The sequence below is a fragment of the Streptomyces sp. NPDC005262 genome (assembly GCF_042872425.1).
In the GTDB taxonomy this organism is placed as follows: domain Bacteria; phylum Actinomycetota; class Actinomycetes; order Streptomycetales; family Streptomycetaceae; genus Streptomyces.
This window is the reverse complement of the sequence record NZ_JBIAKK010000007.1, coordinates 106,964-129,676: the sequence shown is the minus strand read 5'-3', so window position 1 is coordinate 129,676 and position 22,713 is coordinate 106,964. Positions and strand designations below refer to the sequence as shown.

Here is a 22,713-nt window from a genome sequence, read left to right as displayed (position 1 = left end):
AGAATTACCGTGACAACGGCTGTAACCATTCCCAGGCACGGGGGCACTGGAGGACGTACGGCCGTCGCTGCGCGAGCGCGCCAGGTCGTCAAGGCGTACGGAGCGGGGGAGACCCGGGTCGTCGCGCTCGACCATGTCGATGTGGACATCGCCCGCGGGCAGTTCACGGCGATCATGGGCCCGTCCGGCTCCGGAAAGTCGACGCTGATGCACTGCCTGGCCGGTCTGGACACGGTGACCTCGGGCGAGATCCACCTGGACGAGACCGAGATCACGAAGCTCAAGGACAAGAAGCTCACCCAGCTCCGCCGGGACCGGATCGGCTTCATCTTCCAGGCGTTCAACCTGCTCCCGACGCTCAATGCGCTGGAGAACATCACGCTGCCGATGGACATCGCCGGCCGCAGGCCCGACGCCGAATGGCTGCGGCAGGTCGTGGACACGGTCGGTCTCGCCGAGCGGCTGAAGCACCGCCCCACCGAGCTCTCCGGCGGCCAGCAGCAGCGCGTCGCGGTGGCCCGGGCGCTCGCCGCCCGCCCGGAGATCATCTTCGGTGACGAGCCCACCGGGAACCTGGACTCGCGGGCCGGCGCCGAGGTGCTGACCTTCCTGCGCAAGTCGGTCGACGAGCTGAACCAGACCATCGTCATGGTCACCCACGACCCGGTGGCCGCCTCCTACGCGGACCGGGTGCTGTACCTCGCGGACGGTCGCATCGTCGACGAGATGCACAACCCGACGGCCGACCAGGTCCTCGACCGCATGAAGGACTTCGACGCGCGCGGGCGGACGTCATGACCGTCTGGAAGACCTCGATGCGCAACTTCTTCGCGCACAAGGGACGGATGGCGCTCTCCGCCGTGGCGGTCCTGCTTTCGGTGGCGTTCGTGTGCGGCACGCTCGTCTTCACCGACACGATGAACACCACGTTCGACAAGCTGTTCGCGGCGACCTCGGCCGATGTCACCGTCAGCCCCAGGAACGCGCAGGGTGCCGACGAAATGCCGCAGAACGGCAGGCCCGTTTCGCTGCCCGCCGCAGCCGTCGAGCAGGCCAGGAAGGCGGACGGGGTGAAGACCGCCGAGGGCGCGGTCACCAGCATGTCCGTCACCGTCGTCGACAGTCACAACAAGAACATGGGCTCCTCGACCGGCGCCCCGACGATCGCGGGCAACTGGACGCAGAACGACCTGCGTTCGATGGAGATCACCTCCGGACACGCGCCGCGCGGACCGACCGAGGTCATGGTCGACGCCGACACCGCGGACAAACACCACCTGAAGATCGGTGACGAGCTGCGCACCATCGCCGTCACCGGCGACATCAGGGCGACGATCAGCGGTATCGCCTCCTTCAAGGTCACCAACCCGGGCGCGGCCGTCGTCTACCTCGACACCGCCACCGCGCAGGCCGAACTGCTCGGCAAGCCGGGTGTCTTCACCCACATCTCCGTCACCGCCGAACCCGGTGTCAGTGACACCCAGTTGAAGAAGAACGTCGCCACCGCCCTCGGTGACAGCGCCGCGTACAAGCTCCAGACCCAGCAGGAGGCCGCGGACGCCAACAAGGACTCGATGGGCTCCTTCCTCGACGTGATGAAGTACGCGATGCTCGGCTTCGCCGGGATCGCCTTCCTCGTCGGCATCTTCCTCATCGTCAACACCTTCTCGATGCTGGTGGCCCAGCGCACCCGCGAGATCGGCCTGATGCGGGCCATCGGCTCCAGCCGCAGGCAGGTCAACCGGTCCGTGCTGGTCGAGGCGCTGTTCCTCGGCTTCGTCGGCTCCGTCCTCGGCGTCGGTGCCGGAATCGGTGTCGCCGTCGGCCTGATGAAGCTCATGACCGCCATGGGTATGAACCTGTCCACCGAGGACCTCACGATCGCCTGGACCACTCCGGTGCTCGGGCTGGCGCTCGGCGTCATCGTCACCGTCGTCGCCGCGTACGTCCCGGCCCGCCGGGCCGGGAAGATCTCCCCGATGGCCGCCCTGCGCGAAGTCGGCACCCCGGCGGACGGCCGCGCCGGCCGGGTACGGGCCCTGATCGGTCTGGTCCTCACGGCCGCCGGTGGCGCCGCCCTGTACACCGTGGCGCAGGCCGACAAGGCGAGCGACGGATCGCTCTTCCTCGGTCTCGGTGTGGTCCTCACCCTGATCGGCTTCATCGTGATCGGCCCGCTGCTGGCCGGCTTCGTGGTCCGGGTGCTCAGCACGGTGGTGCTGCGGATGTTCGGCCCGGTCGGGCGGATGGCGGAGCGCAACGCACTGCGCAACCCGCGGCGTACCGGAGCGACCGGAGCGGCCCTGATGATCGGCCTCGCGCTGGTCGCCTGCCTCTCCGTCGTCGGCTCTTCGATGGTCGCCTCGGCGACCGAGGAACTCGACAGGTCGGTCGGCGCGGACTTCATCGTCCAGCCGAGCGGTAACCCGCCCCAGCCGATCGTGCCGCAGGCCGCGAAGGCCCTGGAGGCCGTCCCGGGTATCGAGCACATCACCAACTACAAGTCGGTCGGTGCCGAGCTGACCGCCCCCGACGGTGCGGTCGAGGACGAGGGTGTCGTCGCCGCGGACCCGACATACCAGGACGACCTGCGTCGCGAGACGGTCTCCGGGAACCTGGCCGACGCCTACGGCAAGGACGCCATGTCGGTCGGTGACGCGTACGCCACCCGGCACGAGGTGGAGGTCGGCGACCGGATCACCGTCGCGTTCAAGGACGGCGAAACGGCGAAGCTGAGGGTCGCCGCGATCACCTCGGACGACACGAACGTCGACAAGGGCGCGATGTACACCAACATCACGACCGCCGAGAAGTACGTCCCCGCCGACAAGATGCCGAAGAACATGATCATGTTCGCCAAGGCGCAGGACGGCAAGCAGAAGGAGGCGTACGCCGCCCTCAAGGACGCCCTCGCCGCCTACCCGCAGTACACCGTGCAGAACCAGGCCGACTTCAAGCAGGACCTGAAGGACCAGATCGGCCAGCTGCTGAACATCGTCTACGGCCTGCTGGCGCTCGCGATCATCGTCGCGGTGCTCGGTGTGGTGAACACCCTGGCCCTGTCGGTGGTCGAGCGGACCCGGGAGATCGGCCTGATGCGTGCCATCGGCCTCTCCCGCCGCCAGCTGCGCCGCATGATCCGCCTGGAGTCGGTGGTCATCGCCCTCTTCGGTGCCCTGCTCGGCCTCGGCCTGGGCATGGGCTGGGGCACGGCCGCGCAGAAGCTGCTGGCCCTGGAAGGCCTCGGCGTGCTGGAGATTCCGTGGCCGACGATCCTCACTGTCTTCGTCGGCTCGGCCTTCGTCGGACTGTTCGCGGCCCTGGTCCCGGCGTTCCGGGCGGGCCGGATGAATGTGCTGAACGCGATCGCCACCGAGTAGCGGCCGCGGAGATCCACGTAGGATGACTGGTCCGGCTCCGGGGTGTTCCTCCAAACACCCCGGAGCCGGATGCGTTGCGCTGTTCCCGGGCGGTGCCCCCGCGCAGCCGGGGGACGACGCGCCGCCGGACGGCGGCGCGTCGGCCGGAGGGGGACCGGATCCGGCCCGCCGAACCGGATTGCGGGCGCGGGTGTCACAGGGGAGTCGTACGCTGGGAACCCCCGGCCCGTGATACGTGTCGGGCCCTTCGCGTTGCCCCCCTGGCAGCAGCCGGCTGCCGGAACCTCGCCCTCGGAACCCGGACGGAAGCCCTTCATGAGCCTGCACGGTCTGCTGGATGTCGTCGTACGTGACCCGGCACTCGCCGAAGCGGTGAAGGCCGCCACCGACGGCCACCGGATGCATGTCGACCTCGTCGGCCCTGCCGCTGCCCGCCCCTTCGCCGTGGCCGCACTGGCCCGCGAGGCCGGGAGGACGGTGCTCGCCGTCACCGCGACCGGACGGGAGGCGGAGGATCTGGCCGCCGCCCTGCGGACGCTGCTGCCGCCGGACAGCATCGCCGAGTTCCCGTCCTGGGAGACCCTGCCGCACGAGCGGCTCTCACCGCGCTCCGACACGGTGGGCCGCCGTCTCGCGGTGCTGCGCCGGCTGGCGCACCCGAGGGCCGACGACCCGGAGACCGGCCCGGTCAGCGTCGTCGTCGCACCGGTGCGTTCCGTACTGCAGCCGCAGGTCAAGGGGCTGGGCGACCTGGAGCCCGTGGCGTTGCGCATCGGTCAGAGCGCCGATCTCGGCAAGACCGTCGAGGCGCTCGCGGCAGCCGCGTACTCCCGGGTCGAACTGGTCGAGAAGCGCGGTGAGTTCGCCGTCCGTGGCGGCATTCTGGACGTTTTCCCGCCGACCGAGGAGCACCCCCTGCGGGTGGAGTTCTGGGGCGACGACGTCGAGGAGATCCGCTACTTCAAGATCGCCGACCAGCGGTCGCTGGAGATCGCTGAGCACGGGCTGTGGGCGCCGCCCTGCCGTGAGCTGCTGCTCACCGACGAGGTACGCGAACGGGCCGCCGCCCTCGCCGAACGCCACCCGGAGCTGGGCGAGCTGCTCGGCAAGATCGCCGAGGGGATCGCGGTGGAGGGCATGGAGTCCCTCGCCCCGGTCCTCGTCGACGACATGGAGCTGCTGCTCGACGTGCTGCCCAAGGGCTCGATGGCGCTGGTCTGCGACCCTGAGCGGGTCCGCACCCGGGCCGCGGACCTGGTCGCCACCAGCCAGGAGTTCCTCCAGGCGTCCTGGGCGGCGACGGCCGGTGGCGGTGAGGCCCCGATCGATGTCGACGCCGCCTCCCTGTGGGGCATCGCGGACGTCCGCGACCGGGCCCGCGAGCTGAACATGATGTGGTGGTCGGTCTCCCCGTTCGCCGCCGACGCCGAGCTCGACGAAGACACGCTGAAACTCTCGATGCACGCCCCGGAGTCGTACCGCGGCGACACCGCCCGGGCGCTCGCCGACACCAAGGGCTGGCTCGCCGAAGGCTGGCGCACTGTGTACGTCACCGAGGGGCAGGGGCTCGCCGCCCGTACCGTCGAGGTGCTCGGCGGCGAAGGCATCCCGGCCCGCCTCGACGCGGACCTGGCGGAGATCTCGCCGTCCGTCGTCCACGTCTCGTGCGGTGCGATCGACCACGGCTTCGTCGACTCGGCGCTGAAGCTCGCCGTTCTCACCGAGACGGACCTGACCGGTCAGCGCACCGCCACCAAGGACCTGGGCCGGATGCCGGCCCGCCGCCGCAAGACCATCGACCCGCTGACGCTGGAGGCGGGCGACTACATCGTCCACGAGCAGCACGGTGTGGGCCGCTACATCGAGATGGTGCAGCGGACGGTGCAGGGCGCCACCCGCGAGTACCTCCTCGTCGAGTACGCCCCCGCCAAGCGCGGCCAGCCCGGCGACCGCCTCTACATCCCGACCGACCAGCTGGAGCAGGTCACCAAGTACGTCGGCGGCGAGGCCCCCACCCTGCACCGGCTCGGCGGCGCCGACTGGACGAAGACCAAGGCGCGCGCCAAGAAGGCCGTCAAGGAGATCGCCGCCGACCTCATCAAGCTGTACTCGGCGCGGATGGCGGCGCCCGGCCATGTCTTCGGCCCCGACACCCCGTGGCAGCGCGAGCTGGAGGACGCCTTCCCGTACGCGGAGACGCCGGACCAGCTCACCACGATCGCCGAGGTCAAGGAGGACATGGAGAAGTCGGTCCCGATGGACCGGCTGATCTGCGGCGACGTCGGGTACGGCAAGACGGAGATCGCGGTGCGCGCCGCGTTCAAGGCGGTGCAGGACGGCAAGCAGGTGGCCGTTCTCGTCCCCACGACGCTCCTGGTCCAGCAGCACTACGGCACGTTCACCGAGCGCTACTCCCAATTCCCGGTCAGCGTACGGGCGCTGAGCCGCTTCCAGTCCGATACCGAGTCGAAGGCGACCCTTCAGGGTCTGCGTGAGGGCTCCGTCGACCTGGTCATCGGCACGCACCGGCTGTTCTCCTCGGAGACGAAGTTCAAGGACCTGGGGCTGGTCATCGTCGACGAGGAGCAGCGCTTCGGCGTCGAGCACAAGGAGCAGCTGAAGAAGCTCCGGGCCAACGTCGACGTGCTCACCATGTCCGCGACGCCGATCCCCCGCACGCTCGAGATGGCTGTCACCGGCATCCGCGAGATGTCGACGATCACCACGCCTCCCGAGGAGCGCCACCCGGTCCTGACCTTCGTCGGCCCGTACGAGGAGAAGCAGATCGGCGCGGCGATCCGTCGTGAACTGCTGCGTGAGGGGCAGGCGTTCTACATCCACAACCGTGTCGAGTCCATCGACCGCGCGGCTGCCCGCCTCCGCCAGATCGTCCCCGAGGCCCGGATCGCGACCGCGCACGGGCAGATGTCGGAACAGGCCCTGGAGCAGGTCGTCGTCGACTTCTGGGAGAAGAAGTTCGACGTCCTGGTCTCCACGACGATCGTCGAGTCGGGCATCGACATCTCCAACGCCAACACGCTGATCGTGGAGCGCGGCGACAACTTCGGCCTCTCCCAGCTGCACCAGCTGCGCGGCCGCGTCGGCCGTGGCCGGGAGCGCGGTTACGCGTACTTCCTGTACCCGCCGGAGAAGCCGCTCACCGAGACCGCCCACGAGCGCCTGGCCACGATCGCCCAGCACACGGAGATGGGCGCGGGCATGTACGTGGCCATGAAGGACCTGGAGATCCGCGGCGCCGGAAACCTTCTGGGCGGCGAACAGTCCGGCCACATCGCGGGCGTCGGCTTCGACCTGTACGTACGCATGGTCGGCGAGGCGGTCGCCGACTACCGGGCCTCGCTCGAAGGCGGCGTCGAGGAGGAGCCGCCGCTGGAGGTCAAGATCGAGCTCCCGGTCGACGCGCACGTCCCGCACGACTACGCCCCCGGCGAGCGGCTGCGTCTCCAGGCGTACCGCGCGATCGCGTCCGCCACCACGGAGGACGACATCAAGGCGGTCCGCGAGGAGCTCAACGACCGCTACGGCAAGCTCCCGGAGCCGGTCGAGAACCTGCTGCTGGTCGCGGGCCTGCGGATGCTCGCCCGTGCCTGCGGCGTCGGCGACATCGTGCTCCAGGGCCCGAACATCCGGTTCGCCCCGGTGGAACTGCGCGAGTCGCAGGAACTGCGCCTGAAGCGGCTCTACCCGAAGACGGTGATCAAGCCGGCCCTCCACCAGATCCTGGTCCCGCGCCCGACCACCGGAAAGGTCGGCGGCAAGCCGGTCGTCGGCCGCGAACTGCTGGCCTGGACCGGTGAGTTCCTCACGACGATTCTGGGGTCTTGAAGAACAGCCCGGTGAGCGACCGGAACACCTCCTCGGCGTTCCGGTCGCCCAGCGAGTCGTTCAGATTGCCGCTCAGGAGCAGGGTGGCGTAGCCGTGGGCCAGGGACCAGGCGGCGATGCCGGCGAGCCGCGGATCGTCACCGCGTCCCTCGGCGGGGAGGCCGGTGACCCCTGTGCGCAGCGCCTGTGCCGCGCGGGCCTTCGCGGCGAGGAGTTCCGGGTCGCCCGGGCGGTGGAGCTCCGGCTGGAACATCACCTGGAAGTGCGCGGGGTGGCCGGTCGCGAACCGTACGTACCGCACACCCCGCTCGCGTAGGTCCGGTGCGTCGGCGAGCGCGTCGGCGAAGAGCCCGTACCCCTCGGCGGCGATGGCGGTGAGCAGGCCCGTGCGGTCCTTGAAGTGGTGGGCGGGGGCGGCGTGGGAGACGCCGGCCCGGCGGGCCAGGTCGCGCAGGCTCAGGGCGCCGGGGCCCTCGGTGCGGATGACGTCGAGTGCGGCGGTGAGGACGGCCCGTCGCAGGTCGCCGTGGTGGTAGGTGCGATCGCTGCTCATGGGCAGCACATTACGCGGAATCTAGTCATTGACAAGTTCGGGTGGGGCGAGGATTCTCTAGAACTGGTCAGCGACAAGATGATGGATCGACCGGAGGGTGGAGACATGTCCGAGGAGTTGGGTCGCGTACGTCAGATGTGGCACCTGCTGGAACCTCTGCACGCGGTGCTCTATTACGCGCCGGAGGCGTTCGAGGAGGCGGCCGTGCTCGGCTACCGCACCGACGAGCGCTGGCCCAGCTACTTCGCCTGGCGCGCGGCGCCGCTGGGAGCGGCCGACGCGGAGCGGGTCACCGAAACCTTCTACAGCTTCAGTCCCCAGATGGTGCGGGAGCACATTCCGGCCGCCTGGTCCGTCGCCTCTCCCGATGCGGTGGTCGCGGCCCGCACGAAGGCGGTGGACCGTGCGTACCAGGCGCTGTTCGGGGAAAAGGCCGCCGGCCCGGAGATCACCGGGGCCGCCGCGCTGGCCCGGCGCGTCGCGGAGGCCGCGGACGTGACCGGCCGTCCGCTGGCCGAGGCCAACGCCGCCCTGCCGTGGCCGGACGAACCGCATTCGGCGCTCTGGCACGCGGCGACGGTTCTGCGTGAACACCGCGGGGACGGGCACATCGCCGCGCTCGCCGAGGCGGGGCTCGACCCGGTCGAGTCGCTGGTCTCGTTCGCCGGCATCGGTGCCGCACGCCCGGAGGTGTTCGAGAGCCGGGCCTGGAGCGGCGAGGAGTGGGACGCGGCCCGTGGACGGCTGGTGAAGCGCGGGCTGTCGGAGGAGGACGGTACGGCGACGGAGGCGGGCCGGGCGCTGCGTACCGAAGTCGAGCGGCGCACCGACGAACAGGCGGCCGCACCCTGGCGGGTGCTCGGTGCGGGGGAGCGGGAGCGACTCGTGGAGCTGCTGGGGCCGTTGTGGGTGGCGGCGATCGGGTCCGGGCTGCTGCCGTCCGAGACGACGCTCGGCATCGGGAAGGTGTGAGGAGGAGGGTGTCGGGCGAGGGGGAGTGTGATTCGGGCCGCATCCCTCGGGTATCGCGGCCATGAACGTCCGTCAGCGGGGAAGACGTCCGTAGGATTCGCGGGTTCGACTTCCCCCCGTCAGGACGGCTTCGAGTGATATCTCCCCACGCGTACCGAGTGATGCTGCCAGCCCTGGGCGTGGCGGCGGTTCTGGCCCTGGCGGGCTGCGACCCCGATGACGTGACCGCCGGTGGCAGCGGATCGGCGGGCGGCGGGCAGTCGGCGGACGGCTTCGGCGCCGGCCCGCTGAGCAACCCCGACGGTACGAAGCCCGGCCTCGCACCTCTCACCTCCGACGCGGACCGGGCGGCCGCCCGGAAGCTCATCGAGAAGGTGAGCACGAAGGGCCGCGGACCGAAGACCGGTTACGAGCGGGACAAGTTCGGCTACGCCTGGAAGGATTCGGTTGACGGGATCCCGCTGTCCCGCAACGGCTGCGACACCCGCATTATCTCTATGCTTCGCGCCGTGATGGATCTGTTCTCGCAGCGTATGCAGGGTGTGGTCGGCTGTGCGTAGTGAGAGGCATGTGAGTCACGGGCTCCTGCGGATTCGCGGGAAGAAGGCCGCGCTTTCGGCCGTCGTTGTCGCCGCGTTCGTCGCAGGCTGTGATGGCTTGGAGCCGGGCGGAAGTTCCGCAGGATCCGGACCGGACGCAGCTGCCGGCCAGGCGGTGAGCCCGTTGACGAATCCCGACGGGACGAAGCCGGGGCTCGCCGCGCTCACGTCGGAAGCGGACAAGGCCAACGCACGCAAGATCATCCAAGGACTCACCACAAAGGGGCGTGGGCCGAAGACGGGCTACGAACGGGATGAGTTCGGCTACGCGTGGATGGATACGGCGGACGGGGTGCCGCTGGCGAGGAATGGTTGTGACACGCGGAACGACTTGTTGAAACTCCATGGGAGGCACGTGGAGTTCCGTTCAGGTTCCGACTGCGTGGTCGTTGCGATGGACCTGTACGACCCGTACACCGGCAAGGACATCGCTTGGAAGAAGGCGAAAGCCACCGAGGTGCAGATAGACCACGTGGTCCCGCTCTCCTACAGCTGGCAGATGGGCGCCGCCCGATGGCCGGAGAGCAAGCGCAAGCAGCTGGCGAACGATGTGCTCAATTTGCTTCCCGTCGAAGGGCGCGCCAACTCGGCGAAGCGGGACTCGGGGCCCGCGTCCTGGTTGCCGCCGAACAAGAAGATCCGGTGCTCGTACGTGGTGCGCTTCGCGCAGGTCGCCGACAAGTACGAGCTCCCGGTGACGACGGCGGACAAGGCGATGATGCTGAAGCAGTGCCGAAGCTGATCGAGCCGCAGTGACCTGGGAAAACGCCATCGCTTTCGGACTGTGGGACACATACGCTCCCTACTGTGGCTGACGGCGTACAGAAGATCGTGACGAAGCTGCCGGGACTCAAGAGCGTCACCGGCATATGGAAGACGGCTGACCGCAGCCTGGCGCGGGGCGATGCTGCCTTCCTCGCAGATCTCGGCATAGCACTGGCCGGGGCTTACGCCTCCGACGCCGGGCGGATGTGGCAGTACCGGAGCGTCTTCGACTACCTGCTCCGGTTGCTGTCCACCACGCCCGGTCCCGGGAATGTCGCCGCGGCGCTGCGGCTGGTCTCCTCGTCGGAGGCTGCCGACAGGAAGCTGGACCGTTATGCGGCCTCCCTGCTGGCCCCAAGCCACCCGGTGGAGGAACTGGCCGTGGCGTTCACCGGACACGCCTCGGAGGAACTCCGCGCCTGCCTCGTCCACGAACTGGTACTCAGGGGTGCTGACGTCACGGAGACTCCAGGGATCGCAGGGTGGTCGACGTCGCCGCACTGGAGACACCACCCGCTGGGATGGCTGCCATTGGCGCTGTCCGACATGGAAGGGCAGCCGGATCTGCCGAGCTACAGCGCTCGCGGTGGCAGCCACTCGATGCCGTTCGGCTCGCCGGCGAATCGTGAGACGTGGGCTGATGCCGGTGCGCTCGTGCCGTCGGTCGAGGAAACGACGACCGAAGCTGCCACCAAGGGCATCGGCACTGCTGTGGCGAACTGGGCTGACGAGTCGAACGGCCGGATCGAGGCGCGAGTCTTCGACCTGGCAGCTCCTCTGGTAACCGAGTCGGTACCGAGCATGTTGCTGGGACTGGGCCTGGAGTGCCTGAAGGGTGCAGGGAAGAAAACCACCTTCTCAGTCGCGGCCTGCCCGCCGGACCAGGTATGGAGGGTCCTCTTCGCCGCCGCGTCCACGGGAGGTGCCTATAACTCCGGCGCACGCGGTGCTTACGGACGGCTGGCCGCGTGGCAGTCCCTGGCCGGCCTCTCCGGTACAGCCGAGGGCACCCCCGCGGAGGACGTAGAGGCATGTGCAAGGAAGTGCGCCTGGTACGGCTTCGGCGCCGACACCAAGTGGTTCGAGCGCGTGGCGTGGGACATCGGCCTGACCTCGGTCTCTCCAGGACGCCGACGACTGGCAGTGTTGGCCGCGACGGACACCGACTGAGCATGCCCGGAACCCGCTTCGGTGAAGTCCTGACCGTAGGGACGACGTGCTTTGTGGCTGTCCGGTTGACGGGGTGAGAACCGGACAACCACAAAGTGTGGCCATGCATCACGGGTTACGGGGTCGGAACGGACCGCATAGCACGGCGGAGACTGGCTCGCGCGGCGGTGAGGTCGTCCTCCGCCTCACGCAGCTGGCCCTCCAGAGCGACGATCTGATCCCTGGCCTCTGACACCGCTTGCTCCAGCGCGGTATTCCGCTGCTCGATCTGCTGTACCCGCTCGATCAGCTCATTCCGGTTCACGCCCTCCAGCTCGGCGCCGAGAGACAGCCTGACCCGGCTACGGAGCCGATCGCGCTCCTTCTTGAGGTCCTTGATCTCTTCGCGGGCCAGTGCAAGATCCGTCCGCAACCCGGCGGGAGACACCTGAGATGCCTCCGGAGCAAGGGAGTTCTGGCGCCCCCGCGCTCGCTGGGCGGTGATGCCGTCCTGAACGGCTTGGTGCACCTGAGGCTGGTTGTAGACGAACCACGTGGATACCGAGGCGTCCCGTGCCACTTGGGCGACGGTGATCCGTCGTCCCGAGCGGAGGAGGCCGTCCACGGCCTCGAGTGCACGCCTGGTCTTGTCTTCGCTGTCCTTGGCGCGGCTGACGCGCAGGCGCTCGACCCGGGCGTTCCGGTCGTTGCCGCCGGAAGCAGCAGGGATTTTCATTCGGAGCTCCGTGTTGTCAGCGCCTGCAGAGGGATGAAGGCCGCTGCCGAACGTGCCTTGCGCAGCTCGCGTGAGGCGGATTCGACGGCGGCCCGCTCCTCGGCGGGCAGCGCGTCGAGTTTGCGCCGCATCTCGTCGGCCGACTTCGAGTAGGCGCGGATCTGGTCATCGAGATTGCGTACGACCCAGTCGGCGGCCTCCATCGCGAGGGCGGCCTCCTTGTCGGCTCGCAGGTCCGCGACCTGCTGTTCCAGGGCGGGGAGGTAGGAGGGATCGGGGCGGTAGAAGTCGCATCCGGCGCACTGGAAGCGGATGCGGCAGTGCCCGCCGCCGGCCTTGACGTTGCTCGGCTCGGTGCAGCCGCCGTAGGGAACCCCGACGCTTTCCACCTCGTAGGCGAGGGGATCGCCGAATCCGCGGGCTGCTCCGTGCCGGTCGACGGCGAGTGCCCCGACCGTGCGCACGGCCTCATGCTTTCGGCTGAGGGAGACTTTGTAGTACCCCATGGTCACGTCCAGTGAACGGTGGTCCATGAGTTCCCGCAGGACGTCGGGGCGAGTGCCCGCGTCCGCATGGCGCTGGGCGTAAGCGTGGCGGAAGCCGTACGGGACGACCTGGGTCCGGTCGCAAGCGAGCGGGGCGCCGTCCGCGTCGAGCCGGTCGTCCACAAGGTCTGGGATCAGTTCGTCGACCCAGTTCCGGAAGATCCGGTTGCAGAAGTGCGAAGTGTTCAGATGCCCGCGGCGCGGACGGTTGCGCTGTCCGGGCGAGGGAAACAGCCACTGGGCGCAGGCCGGTACGGCCGGTAGCGCATCGAGCTCCTGCTGCCAGGTTTCGACCAGCTGGGCGGTGCTCTCCGAGATCGGCAGCCGACGGCCGTGGCGTCGCCGTTTGTGGTTGTCGTAGATCAGCGTCGGTTTGCCGTCGACCCGCTCCAGGCAGTCGCGGTGCAGGCTGGTGACTTCGCCTGGACGTCGGCCGGTGTCCCGGAGGACCGCGTAGACCACCTGGTACATCCGCGCGAAGTCGGCGGCCGTCCAGCCGCCGCTCGCGTACCCCGTAGAGGTGCCCAGCAGGCCGAGGTGCGCGTCGAGCTGGGCGATGACGTGCTCGGGGATCGCGCGTCCGAGATCGTCCTCGGTCACTTCCACGGCGGCGATGCTGTGGAAGCGGGGGTTGAGCGCGAACCCGCCGGGCACGTGGTCCATCATCCCGGCCTGACGGGCGTATTCCAGGAACGTGCGCCAGTGGCCGAGCAGGGCTCTGCGGTGGCTGGTGGAGTAGTCGTGACCGTCCTCGGGACGCTTGGTGATTCGGAACATGTCCACCACGGCGTTCATGTCAGCCATGGCGAGGACAGTGCCTGAACGGGGTCCCACTCATCTGCTCGCCAGCCCGACGGGAGGCGCGCCGCGAGCCATGACGCCCACTCCGGTTCAACGGAGACGGAGGCAACGACAGCCGAGCGGAGAGGTGTAACGGTCATCGCAGCAGCTCCGAGGCGAGACTGCCGACGGCTGCGACGGCCGCTCGGAGATCCTCGTCCTGGGCGTGCACGTACACGGCTGTGCTCGCCGACGAGGCATGGCCCAGGAGTGTCTGCACCACGTCCGGAGCGACCCCGTTGCGAATCCAGCGGGTGGCGGCCGTGTGCCGCATCATGTGCGGCCGGGCGGTCAGACCGCAGCGTCTCCCGATCCGTTCGACCACTTGCTTGGCGTTGGAGTACGACAGGGGCCGTCCGGCGTGCCCGCCGACGAGATTGACGAAGACGTAGTCACAGGCGGCGGAGCCGGCCACCTGTTCACGCTCGGCGAGATGATCGCGATACCGACGCACCACCTCTGGCGTCAGCGGAACCATGCGAGGGCGCCCGGCCTTGGCCCGTGCCCCGTTGACGTTGTCCTGCCGAGGCCTGACGTGCAGGTGCGCGCCACCAATCCGGCAGCCGAGATGGCTGGAATCGGGGAGTAGATGCATGTCCTCGCGCCGCAGTCCGAGGGCTTCGCCGATGCGGAGACCGGCTTCCAGGAGGACGGTCAGCAGCAGCCGGTCACGCGCGGTGCGAGCGGCGTTGAGGATCTGATCCGTCTGGGCTCGGGTGAGCGTCTGCGGTGCCCGCTCGATTTCAGGCGCCTTCAGGACGCGGGCTTTGACCATCAGGTGTTGGCCGCCCTCGCCGGGATCGAAGCCGGCCGGGGCGTGGGCGAGGAAGCGCGGCTCGCTGAGACGCGCGGCGACTTCGTGACCCACATGTCCCTGAACCGCGCAGAAGCGGAGGAACTCACACACCGCAGTGAGCGTGGCGTTGACCGTCTTGCCGGACGGAGGCCGCCCGTACTGGGTCGGTGTCCGCTCGACGTGGTACTTGAACAGACTCATGTCCCCGAGCCGGACGGTCCTCCAGTCGGTACCCCGCTCTGCGCACCAATTGAGGAAGCGGCCGATTCTGGGGATGTACGCGCGCTGTGTCTGCGGCGACCGCCCGGCTCCGCGCAGGTACAGGGAGAACTCACGGGCTTCGGGGTGGGGCGCGTACGTCTCCTCGTCGACCAGGAGCCAGGTGATCTCGCCGGTGGCAGGCGACACGGCCTTCTCTGCACGTAACGTCACGGGATCTGCTTCCTGTCTCCGATGTCACTCATGTGCCTCATGGCATGACTGATAACTGCGAGGGACAAGAAGGGGTTACGGCTGTGCCTCATGTGCATCGAGGTCAGGAGGGAGATAGAGATAACCCGCAACGACCTGTTGGCCAGGGACGGAAAGGACGTCGAACTCCGGTCGGGGTCGGACTGCGTCGTCGTCTCCATGACCCTCGAGGACCCGTACACCGGCTCGACCATCGAGTGGAGCAAGCAGCAGGCGACGAAGGTCCAGATCGACCACGTGATGCCGCTCTCGTACGACTGGCAGATGGGCGCCTCCCGCTGGCCCGAGGCCAAGCGCCAGCAGATCGCCAACGACCCGCTCAACCTCATCCCGGTCGACGGGCCGGCCAACAACGCCAAGCGTGACTCCGGCCCGGCCTCCTGGCTGCCGCCGTACAAGCGGATCCGCTGCTCGTACGCGGTGCGGTTCGCGCAGGTCTCGCTGAAGTACGCGCTGCCGGTGACCACCGCCGACAAGCGGGCGATGCTGGCGCAGTGCGGCGGCTGACGGCGTCGGGCCGCTGAGAAGGGCACACGCACCAGCTCTGGAGGCAGCCGTCCTTCCAGGTGGCCCCGGCGGTGACGATGCCGGGCGTACGCACGGTCACGCGGCCGCGGTCGTGCAGCGGGGGGCATCGGCAAATAGGTTGGCTTCGGGGGGTTCCGCTGCCTAGCGTGTGGTGGATGGAGCTGGAGATCACCACCCTCGCCGCGCGCCCCGAGCTCGCCGGGCCCATGCAGGAGATGCCCGAGACCTGGCCGGAGTTCGTCCTGGAGGACCTCGTCGGGTGGGCCAACTACCCCAGGCTCGCTGTCGATTTCCCGGAGTACGCGCTCGTCGCGACGGACCCCGACGGTGGCGTCGCCGCGCGGGCGTACAGCGTTCCGTTCGCGCTGCATGCCCCGGGGCGCGGGGAGTTGCCCGAGGGTGGCTGGGACCAGTCGCTGCTGTGGGCCTTCTCCGACCTGCGGCGTGGGCGTACGCCGGACACGGTTGGCGCGGTCGAGATCGCCGTCGCCAAGGGGCGGCAGGGGGAGGGGATTTCGGGGCGGATGGTCGCCGCGATGCGGGAGAACGCCGGGCGGCTCGGGTTCCGGGAACTCGTCGCCCCGGTGCGGCCGAGCGCCAAGCACCTGGACGCCTCGGCCCCGATGGCGGAGTACGCCCGCCGGACCCGGGTGGAGGACGGGCTTCCGTACGACCCGTGGCTGCGCGTCCATGTGCGGGCGGGCGGTGTGATCGAGGCGGTGGCGCCGGTGTCCATGACGGTGTCGGGTTCCCTCGAGCGGTGGCGGTCCTGGACCGGGCTGCCGTTCGACGAGGACGGTCCGGTGGAGGTTCCGGGCGCGTTGGTGCCGGTGCACTGTTCGGTGGCACACGGATACGCGGTGTATGTGGAGCCCAATGTGTGGGTGCGGCACCGGGTGTGAGGACGAACGACCCGCCTGTACGTGTGTGTACAGGCGGGTCCGTGGGTCAGACGGCCGGTCTCTTCACCGTGAACGGCTTGTCGAACTCGGTGAACTCGACGGTGAGCGGGGTCCCGGTCCTGAAGCGCAGCTTCAGGAGGTGGGGCCTGCCCTCCGCGGCGACCGCCGCCTGCCATGTCCCCCTGCCCGCCCGGCCGGTGAGGGACAGGGCGGGCAGGGAACCGACGGTGGTCACCCTCCCCTTGTGCGCGGTATCGCTGTTCTCCGCCAGGCGGTCGAGGAAACCCTTCCGGTCGCAGTAGCCCAGGGTCCGGGCCGTGAACCTGTCGGTGTCATCCGCCTTCACCCAGCGGCCCGTCAGCTTCTTGACCCCGGCGTCCGTGCCGGTGTGCCGCGGCCGGTCCGCGGACGACGCCCGCAGCATCGCCTCGTCGGACTGGGTGTAGACCGTGCCGCCGGTCCTGACCAGGTCCATCGTGCCTGCCGCGCCCATGGACAGGGTCACCGTGCACTCGCCCCTGATGTCGGTGGCCACGTACGCCTCGACCGGGGTGCCGTCGGGCGACTTCGTTCCCACGGTCATACGTACCGACTTGGCGGCCCGGGTCGCCGTCAGGGCCTTGTCGGCGACTTCGGGTCCCGTCAGCCGGTCGAACGGCGCGGTGTCAGGCTGCTGCGCGAATACCGGGTTGCAGGCCGTGAGAGCCAGGGCCGTGACGGCGCAGAGCGTCGCTGTCGCGGTGCGCAGAGCGGTTGCGGCGATGCGGGGGAGGAGGGGCATGGTCGGGTTCCCGTCGGGGTGGCGAAGGGCGGGGCGCTCTAGAGCTTCAGGTCCCACTGGGTGGCGTCGTACGTGAAGCCGGGGTTGACCTCGACGGTCAGGTCCTTGGCGTCCGCCGGGGCGTCGAAGGCGAACTGGACGGTGACCTTCTTGCCCGGCAGGACCGTGCCGCTGAAGCCCTCGCCGACCTTGCCGTCGAAGATCTGCTCGGCGTTCACACCGTCCTTGCCGGCCCGCGCCTCGACGTTGACGAGCGCCGAGTCGAACTTCTCCTTGCCCGCGTTCTCGATGACGACGGCGATCCGGTACGCCTTGTTGCCCTTCGTGTGACCGGCGGCGAACGAGTCGGGGGTGTACGAGGTCGCGTCGCCGACCGTCACCGTCAGATCGTCGTCGTAGACGGCCGAGTCACCGGCATCCAGCGCCTTCCCGGCGTCCGGCTTCTCGCTGCCGGAGTCCTTGCCCTTGTTCTTTCCGGAGCCCGCGTCGCCGGCCTTCGCCCCGGCGGTGGCCGTGGTGTCCGAGACCGCCCTGTCGAGGTCGTCCACCGCGTCGCCCACCGCCTTGAACGTGATCACCGCCCCGACCACCGAGAGGATCAGCGCGATCAGGCCGAGTACGGCGCCGAACGTGGTCGCGCCCTTGTTGGTGGCCTCGCCGCGCTTGACCCGGCCCCGGCCGACCAGGCCGAGGATCAGGGCGATGACGCCGAGGATGCCCGCCAGCCAGAAGAGGAACGGGATCAGGCCGGAGACGGCGCCGATGATGCCGAGGATCAGCGCCGAGATGCCGAGGCCGTTGCGGGCCGGGCGCAGGCCCGGCGTCTGGGCCGGGGCGTACGGCTGCTGGGGCTGCGGGGACTGCGGCGGCTGCGTGAACTGGGACATGGCTGTGCCCTCCGGCAAGTGCAGGGATGAGTGGTGAGCGGAATGCTTCGCCGCCTGGTGTAGCGACAGGTCAATAACAGCAGAGCGTGTGAACCGAGTCAACACTGTTCACGTGAAACAGATTCATGCACGGTGTGAATCGATGTCGTGTGAACGGCTCGCTATGCTCGCCTACACAGAGCAGACAGCGCGGACGGATCAGGACCAGGACGCCCAGGACCAGGGAGACAGTCAGTGCCGGAGAACTCGACAGAGGTGACCGCGGCCGGGATCGCCCGGCTCGCGGGGGTGGGACGCGCCGCCGTCAGCAACTGGCGACGCCGCCACGCCGACTTCCCCAAGCCGGTCGGCGGCACGGAGACCAGCCCGTCCTTCGCCCTGCCCGAAGTCGAACAGTGGCTGCGCGACCAGGGAAAGCTTGCCGAGGTCCCGCTCCGTGAACGGGTCTGGCAGCAGCTGGCCGGGTACCCGGCCGGCGCCGTTCCCGCCCTCGTCCACACGGGCTGCGCCCTGCTGCTCGTCCGGGACAGGCCCACCGCCTGGCTGGAGATCACCGCCGTGTCGGACGAGCGGATGGCCAAGGTGCTGCACCTCGCCCTGGACGACCTGCTCACCGCACGCTTCGGCCCGGCCACCGAAGCGGGCGACGGAAGCGGAGGCGGAACGAACGGATGCGCACGCGCTGTTCACACGCCGACCGCCGACGAACTCCTTCCGTCCGTTCCTCTGCTGCGCGCCGCCGGCGAACTCGCCGCCGGGACCGGCGCCCGCCAGGCCTTCGAGTTCCTCCTCGGCCGCCAGCTCGACGCCAACCCGCGCCAGTTCACCCTCACCCCTCCGGGCCTCGCCGAGCTGATGGCCGCCCTCGTGGAGACGGGCAGCCGGCCTGCCCGTACGGTCCTCGACCCGGCGACGGGAACAGGCGCCCTGCTGCGCGCCCTCAGCCGTCCGACCGCCTTGTACGCGCAGGACGCCGACCCCGACCTCGCTGCGCTCACCGCGCTCCGCCTCGCCCTGAACTCCACCATCGAGAGCTGCACGGTCGCCGTGCGGACCGGCGACACCCTGCGTGCCGACGCGTTCCCGCAGCTCGCCGTCGACGCCGTGCTCTGCCACCCGCCGTTCAACGAGCGCAACTGGGGGCACGACCAGCTCGCCTACGACCCCCGCTGGGAGTACGGCTTCCCTGCCCGTACGGAGTCCGAACTCGCCTGGGTCCAGCACGCGCTGGCGCATCTGCGTGAGGGCGGTACCGCCGTCCTGCTGATGCCCCCGGCCGCCGCGTCGCGCCGTTCCGGCCGTCGGATCCGTGCCGATCTGCTGCGCCGCGGCGCCCTTCGTGCCGTCGTCGCCCTCCCGGCCGGCGCCGCACCCCCGTACGGCATTCCGCTCCACCTCTGGGTGCTGCGCAAGCCCGGCGCCGGTGTCCGGCCCTCGCCCGAGCTGCTGCTCGTGGACACCGCCGAGCCCGCCGAACCGGCTGCGGCGACCACTGCCGCCCCCGCGTCGGGCGGGCGCGACCGGCTCGACTGGCAGACGGTGCGCAGCGCCGTGCTGGACGCCTGGGAGCCGTTCGACCGGGCGGAGCGGACCGGTCCCGAGCCGGACGCCTCCCTCGGCCGAACCGGCCAGGACCGGCCGGGTGTCAGCCGGATCGTCCCCGTCATCGAACTCCTCGACGACGACGTGGACCTGGCCCCCGCCCGCCATCTGCCCCCGCCGGCGGCCGGTGGCGGGGCCGCCGGACTCACCCGCGTACGGGACCGGCTGACCGAGACGCTGCGGCTGACCGCCACTCTCACCCCGCCGCTCGCGGACGTCTCCGACCCGGCCCACTGGCCTCTCACCACCGTCGGTGAACTCGCCCGTGCCGGCGCACTCCAGCTCCGCACCGGCGGCTCCGGCACCGGACCCGGGCCCGTCCTCACCGAATACGACGTCCTGGGCTCCACCGCCCCCTCCGGAACACTTCCCGCCACCCCCGCGAGCGCCGACGGGCCGCCCGAGGAGCCGGTCCTCGTCGAGCCGGGTGACGTCGTCGTCCCTGTACTCGGCGGCGGCACCGTCGCCCGGGTGATCGACGAGGCCACCGCGGGCGCCGCACTCGGCCGCAACCTTCAGCTGCTGCGCCCCGAACCGGCCGCCCTCGACCCGTGGTTCCTCGCCGGTTTCCTGCGCGGCACCGCCAACAACCGGCAGGCCAGCAGTTACGCGTCGACCGCGTCCCGGCTCGACGCCCGCCGCCTCCAGCTGCCGCGCCTGCCACTCGTCGAACAGCAGCGGTACGGGGCGCAGTTCCGGGCCCTTGCCGCGTTCGAGGACGCGCTCCGGCTGACCGGCCGGCTCGGCGGACAGCTGGTCCAGGGGATGTACGACGGCCTGACGGACGGTACGGTCACGCCGAAGTGAGCTGAACCACAACGGTTCCGTACAACCCCGGGACCGTTGTCGGTGTCGCCCTTTACGCTCAGGTCTGCCAGATCTGCGCGCGCTGACAGGTGCGTTCAGCACTTCCCCGACCAGGTACCAGGAGCAGCCATGTACGGCCCGGGTCATCCGCCGCAGCCGACGCCTATGCCGCCGCGTCGGCTGCCCAGCCGGGCCTGGATCGTCTCGATGCGCGTGCTGTTCGTGGTGCTCTCGGTGGGCTCGATCGGTCTGCTGCTGTGGGCTCCGCTGCTGCGCCTCGCGATCGTGCGCCGCAGGACGTCCGACTGGTGGCTGACCGGGGCCGGCTTCGTTTTCATCTGTGTCCTCCTGCCGATCATCGGCAGGGACGGCAGCAACGCCGACGCCAACGGCATCGACTTCGTTCTCATACCGATGCTGTTCCTGGCGATGCTGGGCGCCCCCGTGTACTACCTGGTCGCGGACATCCGTCACTACGAGCAGCTCGAAAAGCAGCCCTTCGCCGGCGGGTACCTGCCGCCGGTGCCGGGATACGGGTACACGACCGTGCCCGTACAGCAGCCGCGGCCCGCTCAGTCGCAGCAGTACCAGCAGCAGCCACAGCAGTACCAGCAGCCACAGCCGCCCCGATACCAGCCCCACTCCCAGGATGCGCATCCCCAGAGCTCGCAGGCCCGGCCTGCGCAGTCCGCCCCCACCCCGCCCCACCGCATCGACCAGGTCCGCGCCGAGCTCGACGAGCTGAGCGACTACCTCCGTAAGGAGGAGGACCGTTGAGCGGGCGTGTCATCGCCGGGCGGTACGAGCTGGCGACCATCCTGGGCCAGGGCGGCATGGGCCAGGTCTGGACGGCGTACGACCAACGCCTGGACCGCAGGGTCGCGGTGAAGCTGCTCCGGCCCGACCGGGTAGCCGGTCCCGGCGGCAGCGGTGCCGCCGACGAGCTGCGGCGCCGGTTCGTGCGCGAGTGCCGGGTCACCGCCCAGGTGGACCATCCGGGCCTGGTCACCGTCCACGACGCGGGCAATGACGGCGACGACCTGTTCCTCGTCATGCAGTACGTCGAGGGCTCCGACCTCGCCGACCATCTCGCCGAGCACGACCCGTATCCCTGGCAGTGGGCCGTCGCTGTGGCCGCCCAGCTCTGCGCCGCGCTCTCCGCCGTGCACGCCGTGCCGATCGTCCACCGCGACCTCAAGCCCCGCAATCTGATGGTGCGCCCGGACGGCACGATCACCGTGCTCGACCTGGGTGTCGCCTCCGTCCTGGACAACGACACCACCCGGCTCACCCACACCGGTACGCCGATCGGTTCCCCGGCCTACATGGCGCCCGAGCAGGCGATGGGCGGCGCCGTCGGCCCGTACACCGACCTCTACGCGCTCGGGGTGCTGCTCCACGAACTGCTCAGCGGGGACGTGCCGTTCGCCGGGTCCACCGCCCTCGGTGTGCTGCACCGCCACCTCTACGAGCCGCCGCTCCCGGTGCGGCAGATCCGGCCCGAGATCCCCGAGGCCCTCGAAGCGCTCGTGCTGCGGCTGCTCGCCAAGGACCCGCAGCACCGTCCGGCGAGCGCCCAGGAGGTGTACGAACACCTCACCCCGCTCATCCCGTCCCGCTCCACAGGGCTGCCGTCCGGCCCGCTCGACCCGACCCGCCCCTTTCTGCGGCCGCACGCCCCGTGGCCCGACCTCGTCACCACCCCGCCCGCCGCGCAGCCGGCGCCGGTGGCGGCCAAACCGGATGTCGCGGCCGCCGTCGACGAGGTGAAGCAGCTGCTCGGGCAGGGCCGGATCACCCAGGCCGTGGACATTCTCGGTGGCATCCTCCCGGCCGCGGCAGAGCAGCACGGTGAGGGTTCGCCGGTGGTCCGCATCCTGCGCAAGCAGTACGCCGCGACGCTCATGGACGACGGGCAGTACCGTCGTGCCCTGCCCGAACTGCGCCGCCTCGCCGACGACCGCGCGGCGGAGGCCGGCCCGGCCGACACCCAGACGCTGCAGTACCGCTACGACGCGGCGCAGTGCCTGGAGCAGCTGGGCGAACCGGCCGCCGCGCTCGCGGAGTACCGCGCGGTCCTGCCGTATTACGAGAATCAGTACGCGACGGGCAACGACCCGGCCCGTTCCTTCGAGATCCGTCAGCGCATCGGGTATCTGCTGCTCGCGGTCGGCGACCACGCGGCGGCGCGCGGACAGCTCCAGGCACTGCTGTACGACACCGAGCGGATGTACGGGCCGCACCACCCGCTGCCGGTGGAGCTGCGCCGCCAGCTGGACCGGCAGATGCAGGTCCGCGGCGGCTGACCGGACCGGCCGGGGCCGGCAGGTCCGGTCCCACCAGGGATTACGGGACAGCCTCTTGGCCGGGGCGTCGGCGCAGCAGCACGGAGGACGCGTGGGCGGGAACGGCACGCATTCCGGCAGCCCCTGGTCATGGACCGCGCAGGGCGACGGGACGCGGCCGGTGCGGGCTCCGGCGCGGTCCATGAAAGCAATGAGCACGCCAAATTTCGGCAACGACTGAGCGGAATGCCCCATTCGTCGGTGAGCCG

General features: G+C 70.0%; 16 protein-coding genes and 2 pseudogenes. 12 read left to right on the top strand and 6 right to left on the bottom strand.

The window, feature by feature from the left end:
* Positions 1-9 precede the first annotated feature (9 nt).
* The 3 genes from ACFYP5_RS19535 (at position 10) to mfd (ending at position 7,226) form a co-directional block, all read left to right on the top strand.
* Complete coding sequence (locus ACFYP5_RS19535; RefSeq protein ID WP_356645371.1) at positions 10-798, top strand: ABC transporter ATP-binding protein; 789 nt, start codon at positions 10-12, stop codon at positions 796-798.
* Positions 795-3,380: an ABC transporter permease gene (locus ACFYP5_RS19530; protein WP_389037330.1), complete on the top strand. Its 2,586-nt coding sequence runs from the start codon at positions 795-797 to the stop codon at positions 3,378-3,380. The genes ACFYP5_RS19535 and ACFYP5_RS19530 overlap by 4 nt, the downstream gene beginning before the upstream one ends.
* 315 nt (positions 3,381-3,695) lie before the next feature.
* Positions 3,696-7,226, top strand: a complete 3,531-nt coding sequence (gene mfd / locus ACFYP5_RS19525) for a transcription-repair coupling factor (protein ID WP_389037327.1) — start codon at positions 3,696-3,698, stop codon at positions 7,224-7,226.
* Here the strand turns inward: mfd and ACFYP5_RS19520 are convergent.
* Entirely contained in the window at positions 7,204-7,779 is a 576-nt protein-coding gene (locus ACFYP5_RS19520) for a TetR/AcrR family transcriptional regulator (RefSeq protein ID WP_389037325.1), read from the bottom strand. The genes mfd and ACFYP5_RS19520 overlap by 23 nt on opposite strands.
* Positions 7,780-7,884: 105 nt before the next feature.
* Between ACFYP5_RS19520 and ACFYP5_RS19515 the strand changes: the two genes are divergently transcribed.
* From ACFYP5_RS19515 to ACFYP5_RS19500, 4 genes and pseudogenes are all read left to right on the top strand, one after another.
* Complete coding sequence (locus tag ACFYP5_RS19515; protein WP_389037322.1) at positions 7,885-8,751, top strand: hypothetical protein; 867 nt, start codon at positions 7,885-7,887, stop codon at positions 8,749-8,751.
* Positions 8,752-8,912: 161 nt separating this feature from the next.
* Positions 8,913-9,239 (top strand): annotated as a pseudogene (locus tag ACFYP5_RS19510) (HNH endonuclease); the annotation flags it as partial.
* A 97-nt stretch (positions 9,240-9,336) separates the two neighbouring features.
* The gene (locus tag ACFYP5_RS19505; RefSeq protein WP_389037899.1) at positions 9,337-10,092 is read left to right on the top strand and encodes an HNH endonuclease family protein; all 756 of its coding nucleotides are present in this window, start codon (positions 9,337-9,339) and stop codon (positions 10,090-10,092) included.
* 65 nt (positions 10,093-10,157) lie between these two features.
* Entirely contained in the window at positions 10,158-11,285 is a 1,128-nt protein-coding gene (locus tag ACFYP5_RS19500; RefSeq protein WP_389037319.1) for a DUF6183 family protein, read from the top strand.
* Between the two features lie 115 nt (positions 11,286-11,400).
* On the opposite strand, the gene ACFYP5_RS19495 is transcribed toward ACFYP5_RS19500, so the two are convergent.
* From ACFYP5_RS19495 to ACFYP5_RS19485, 3 genes are all read right to left on the bottom strand, one after another.
* A complete protein-coding gene (locus tag ACFYP5_RS19495) occupies positions 11,401-12,000 on the bottom strand; it encodes a DUF6262 family protein (protein WP_389037316.1) in 600 nt (199 codons plus the stop codon).
* A complete protein-coding gene (locus tag ACFYP5_RS19490; RefSeq protein ID WP_389037313.1) occupies positions 11,997-13,349 on the bottom strand; it encodes a tyrosine-type recombinase/integrase in 1,353 nt (450 codons plus the stop codon). Before ACFYP5_RS19490 ends, ACFYP5_RS19495 begins: the two co-directional genes overlap by 4 nt.
* 133 nt (positions 13,350-13,482) lie before the next feature.
* Positions 13,483-14,613 (bottom strand): tyrosine-type recombinase/integrase, encoded by a 1,131-nt coding sequence (locus tag ACFYP5_RS19485; protein ID WP_389037310.1) that lies wholly within the window; start codon positions 14,611-14,613, stop codon positions 13,483-13,485.
* 123 nt (positions 14,614-14,736) lie between these two features.
* Between ACFYP5_RS19485 and ACFYP5_RS19480 the strand changes: the two are divergent.
* Positions 14,737-15,159 (top strand): annotated as a pseudogene (locus tag ACFYP5_RS19480) (HNH endonuclease family protein); the annotation flags it as partial.
* Between the two features lie 176 nt (positions 15,160-15,335).
* Entirely contained in the window at positions 15,336-16,082 is a 747-nt protein-coding gene (locus tag ACFYP5_RS19475; protein WP_389037307.1) for an N-acetyltransferase, read from the top strand.
* A gap of 46 nt (positions 16,083-16,128) precedes the next feature.
* Here the strand turns inward: ACFYP5_RS19475 and ACFYP5_RS19470 are convergent, their stop codons facing one another.
* Both ACFYP5_RS19470 and ACFYP5_RS19465 read right to left on the bottom strand, forming a co-directional pair.
* Complete coding sequence (locus tag ACFYP5_RS19470; protein ID WP_389037304.1) at positions 16,129-16,863, bottom strand: hypothetical protein; 735 nt, start codon at positions 16,861-16,863, stop codon at positions 16,129-16,131.
* A gap of 38 nt (positions 16,864-16,901) precedes the next feature.
* The gene (locus ACFYP5_RS19465) at positions 16,902-17,750 is read right to left on the bottom strand and encodes a DUF4190 domain-containing protein (RefSeq protein WP_389037301.1); all 849 of its coding nucleotides are present in this window, start codon (positions 17,748-17,750) and stop codon (positions 16,902-16,904) included.
* A gap of 234 nt (positions 17,751-17,984) precedes the next feature.
* On the opposite strand from ACFYP5_RS19465, the gene ACFYP5_RS19460 reads away from it, so the two are divergent.
* The 3 genes from ACFYP5_RS19460 to ACFYP5_RS19450 all read left to right on the top strand — a co-directional run bounded on the left by ACFYP5_RS19460 (position 17,985) and on the right by ACFYP5_RS19450 (position 22,465).
* Positions 17,985-20,159 carry an N-6 DNA methylase gene (locus ACFYP5_RS19460; RefSeq protein ID WP_389037298.1) on the top strand — a complete coding sequence of 725 codons (2,175 nt, stop codon included), beginning with the start codon at positions 17,985-17,987 and terminating at the stop codon, positions 20,157-20,159.
* A 129-nt stretch (positions 20,160-20,288) separates the two neighbouring features.
* Positions 20,289-20,936 (top strand): hypothetical protein, encoded by a 648-nt coding sequence (locus ACFYP5_RS19455; protein ID WP_389037295.1) that lies wholly within the window; start codon positions 20,289-20,291, stop codon positions 20,934-20,936.
* Complete coding sequence (locus ACFYP5_RS19450; protein WP_389037292.1) at positions 20,933-22,465, top strand: protein kinase; 1,533 nt, start codon at positions 20,933-20,935, stop codon at positions 22,463-22,465. The genes ACFYP5_RS19455 and ACFYP5_RS19450 overlap by 4 nt, the downstream gene beginning before the upstream one ends.
* The last annotated feature ends 248 nt before the right edge of the window (positions 22,466-22,713 follow it).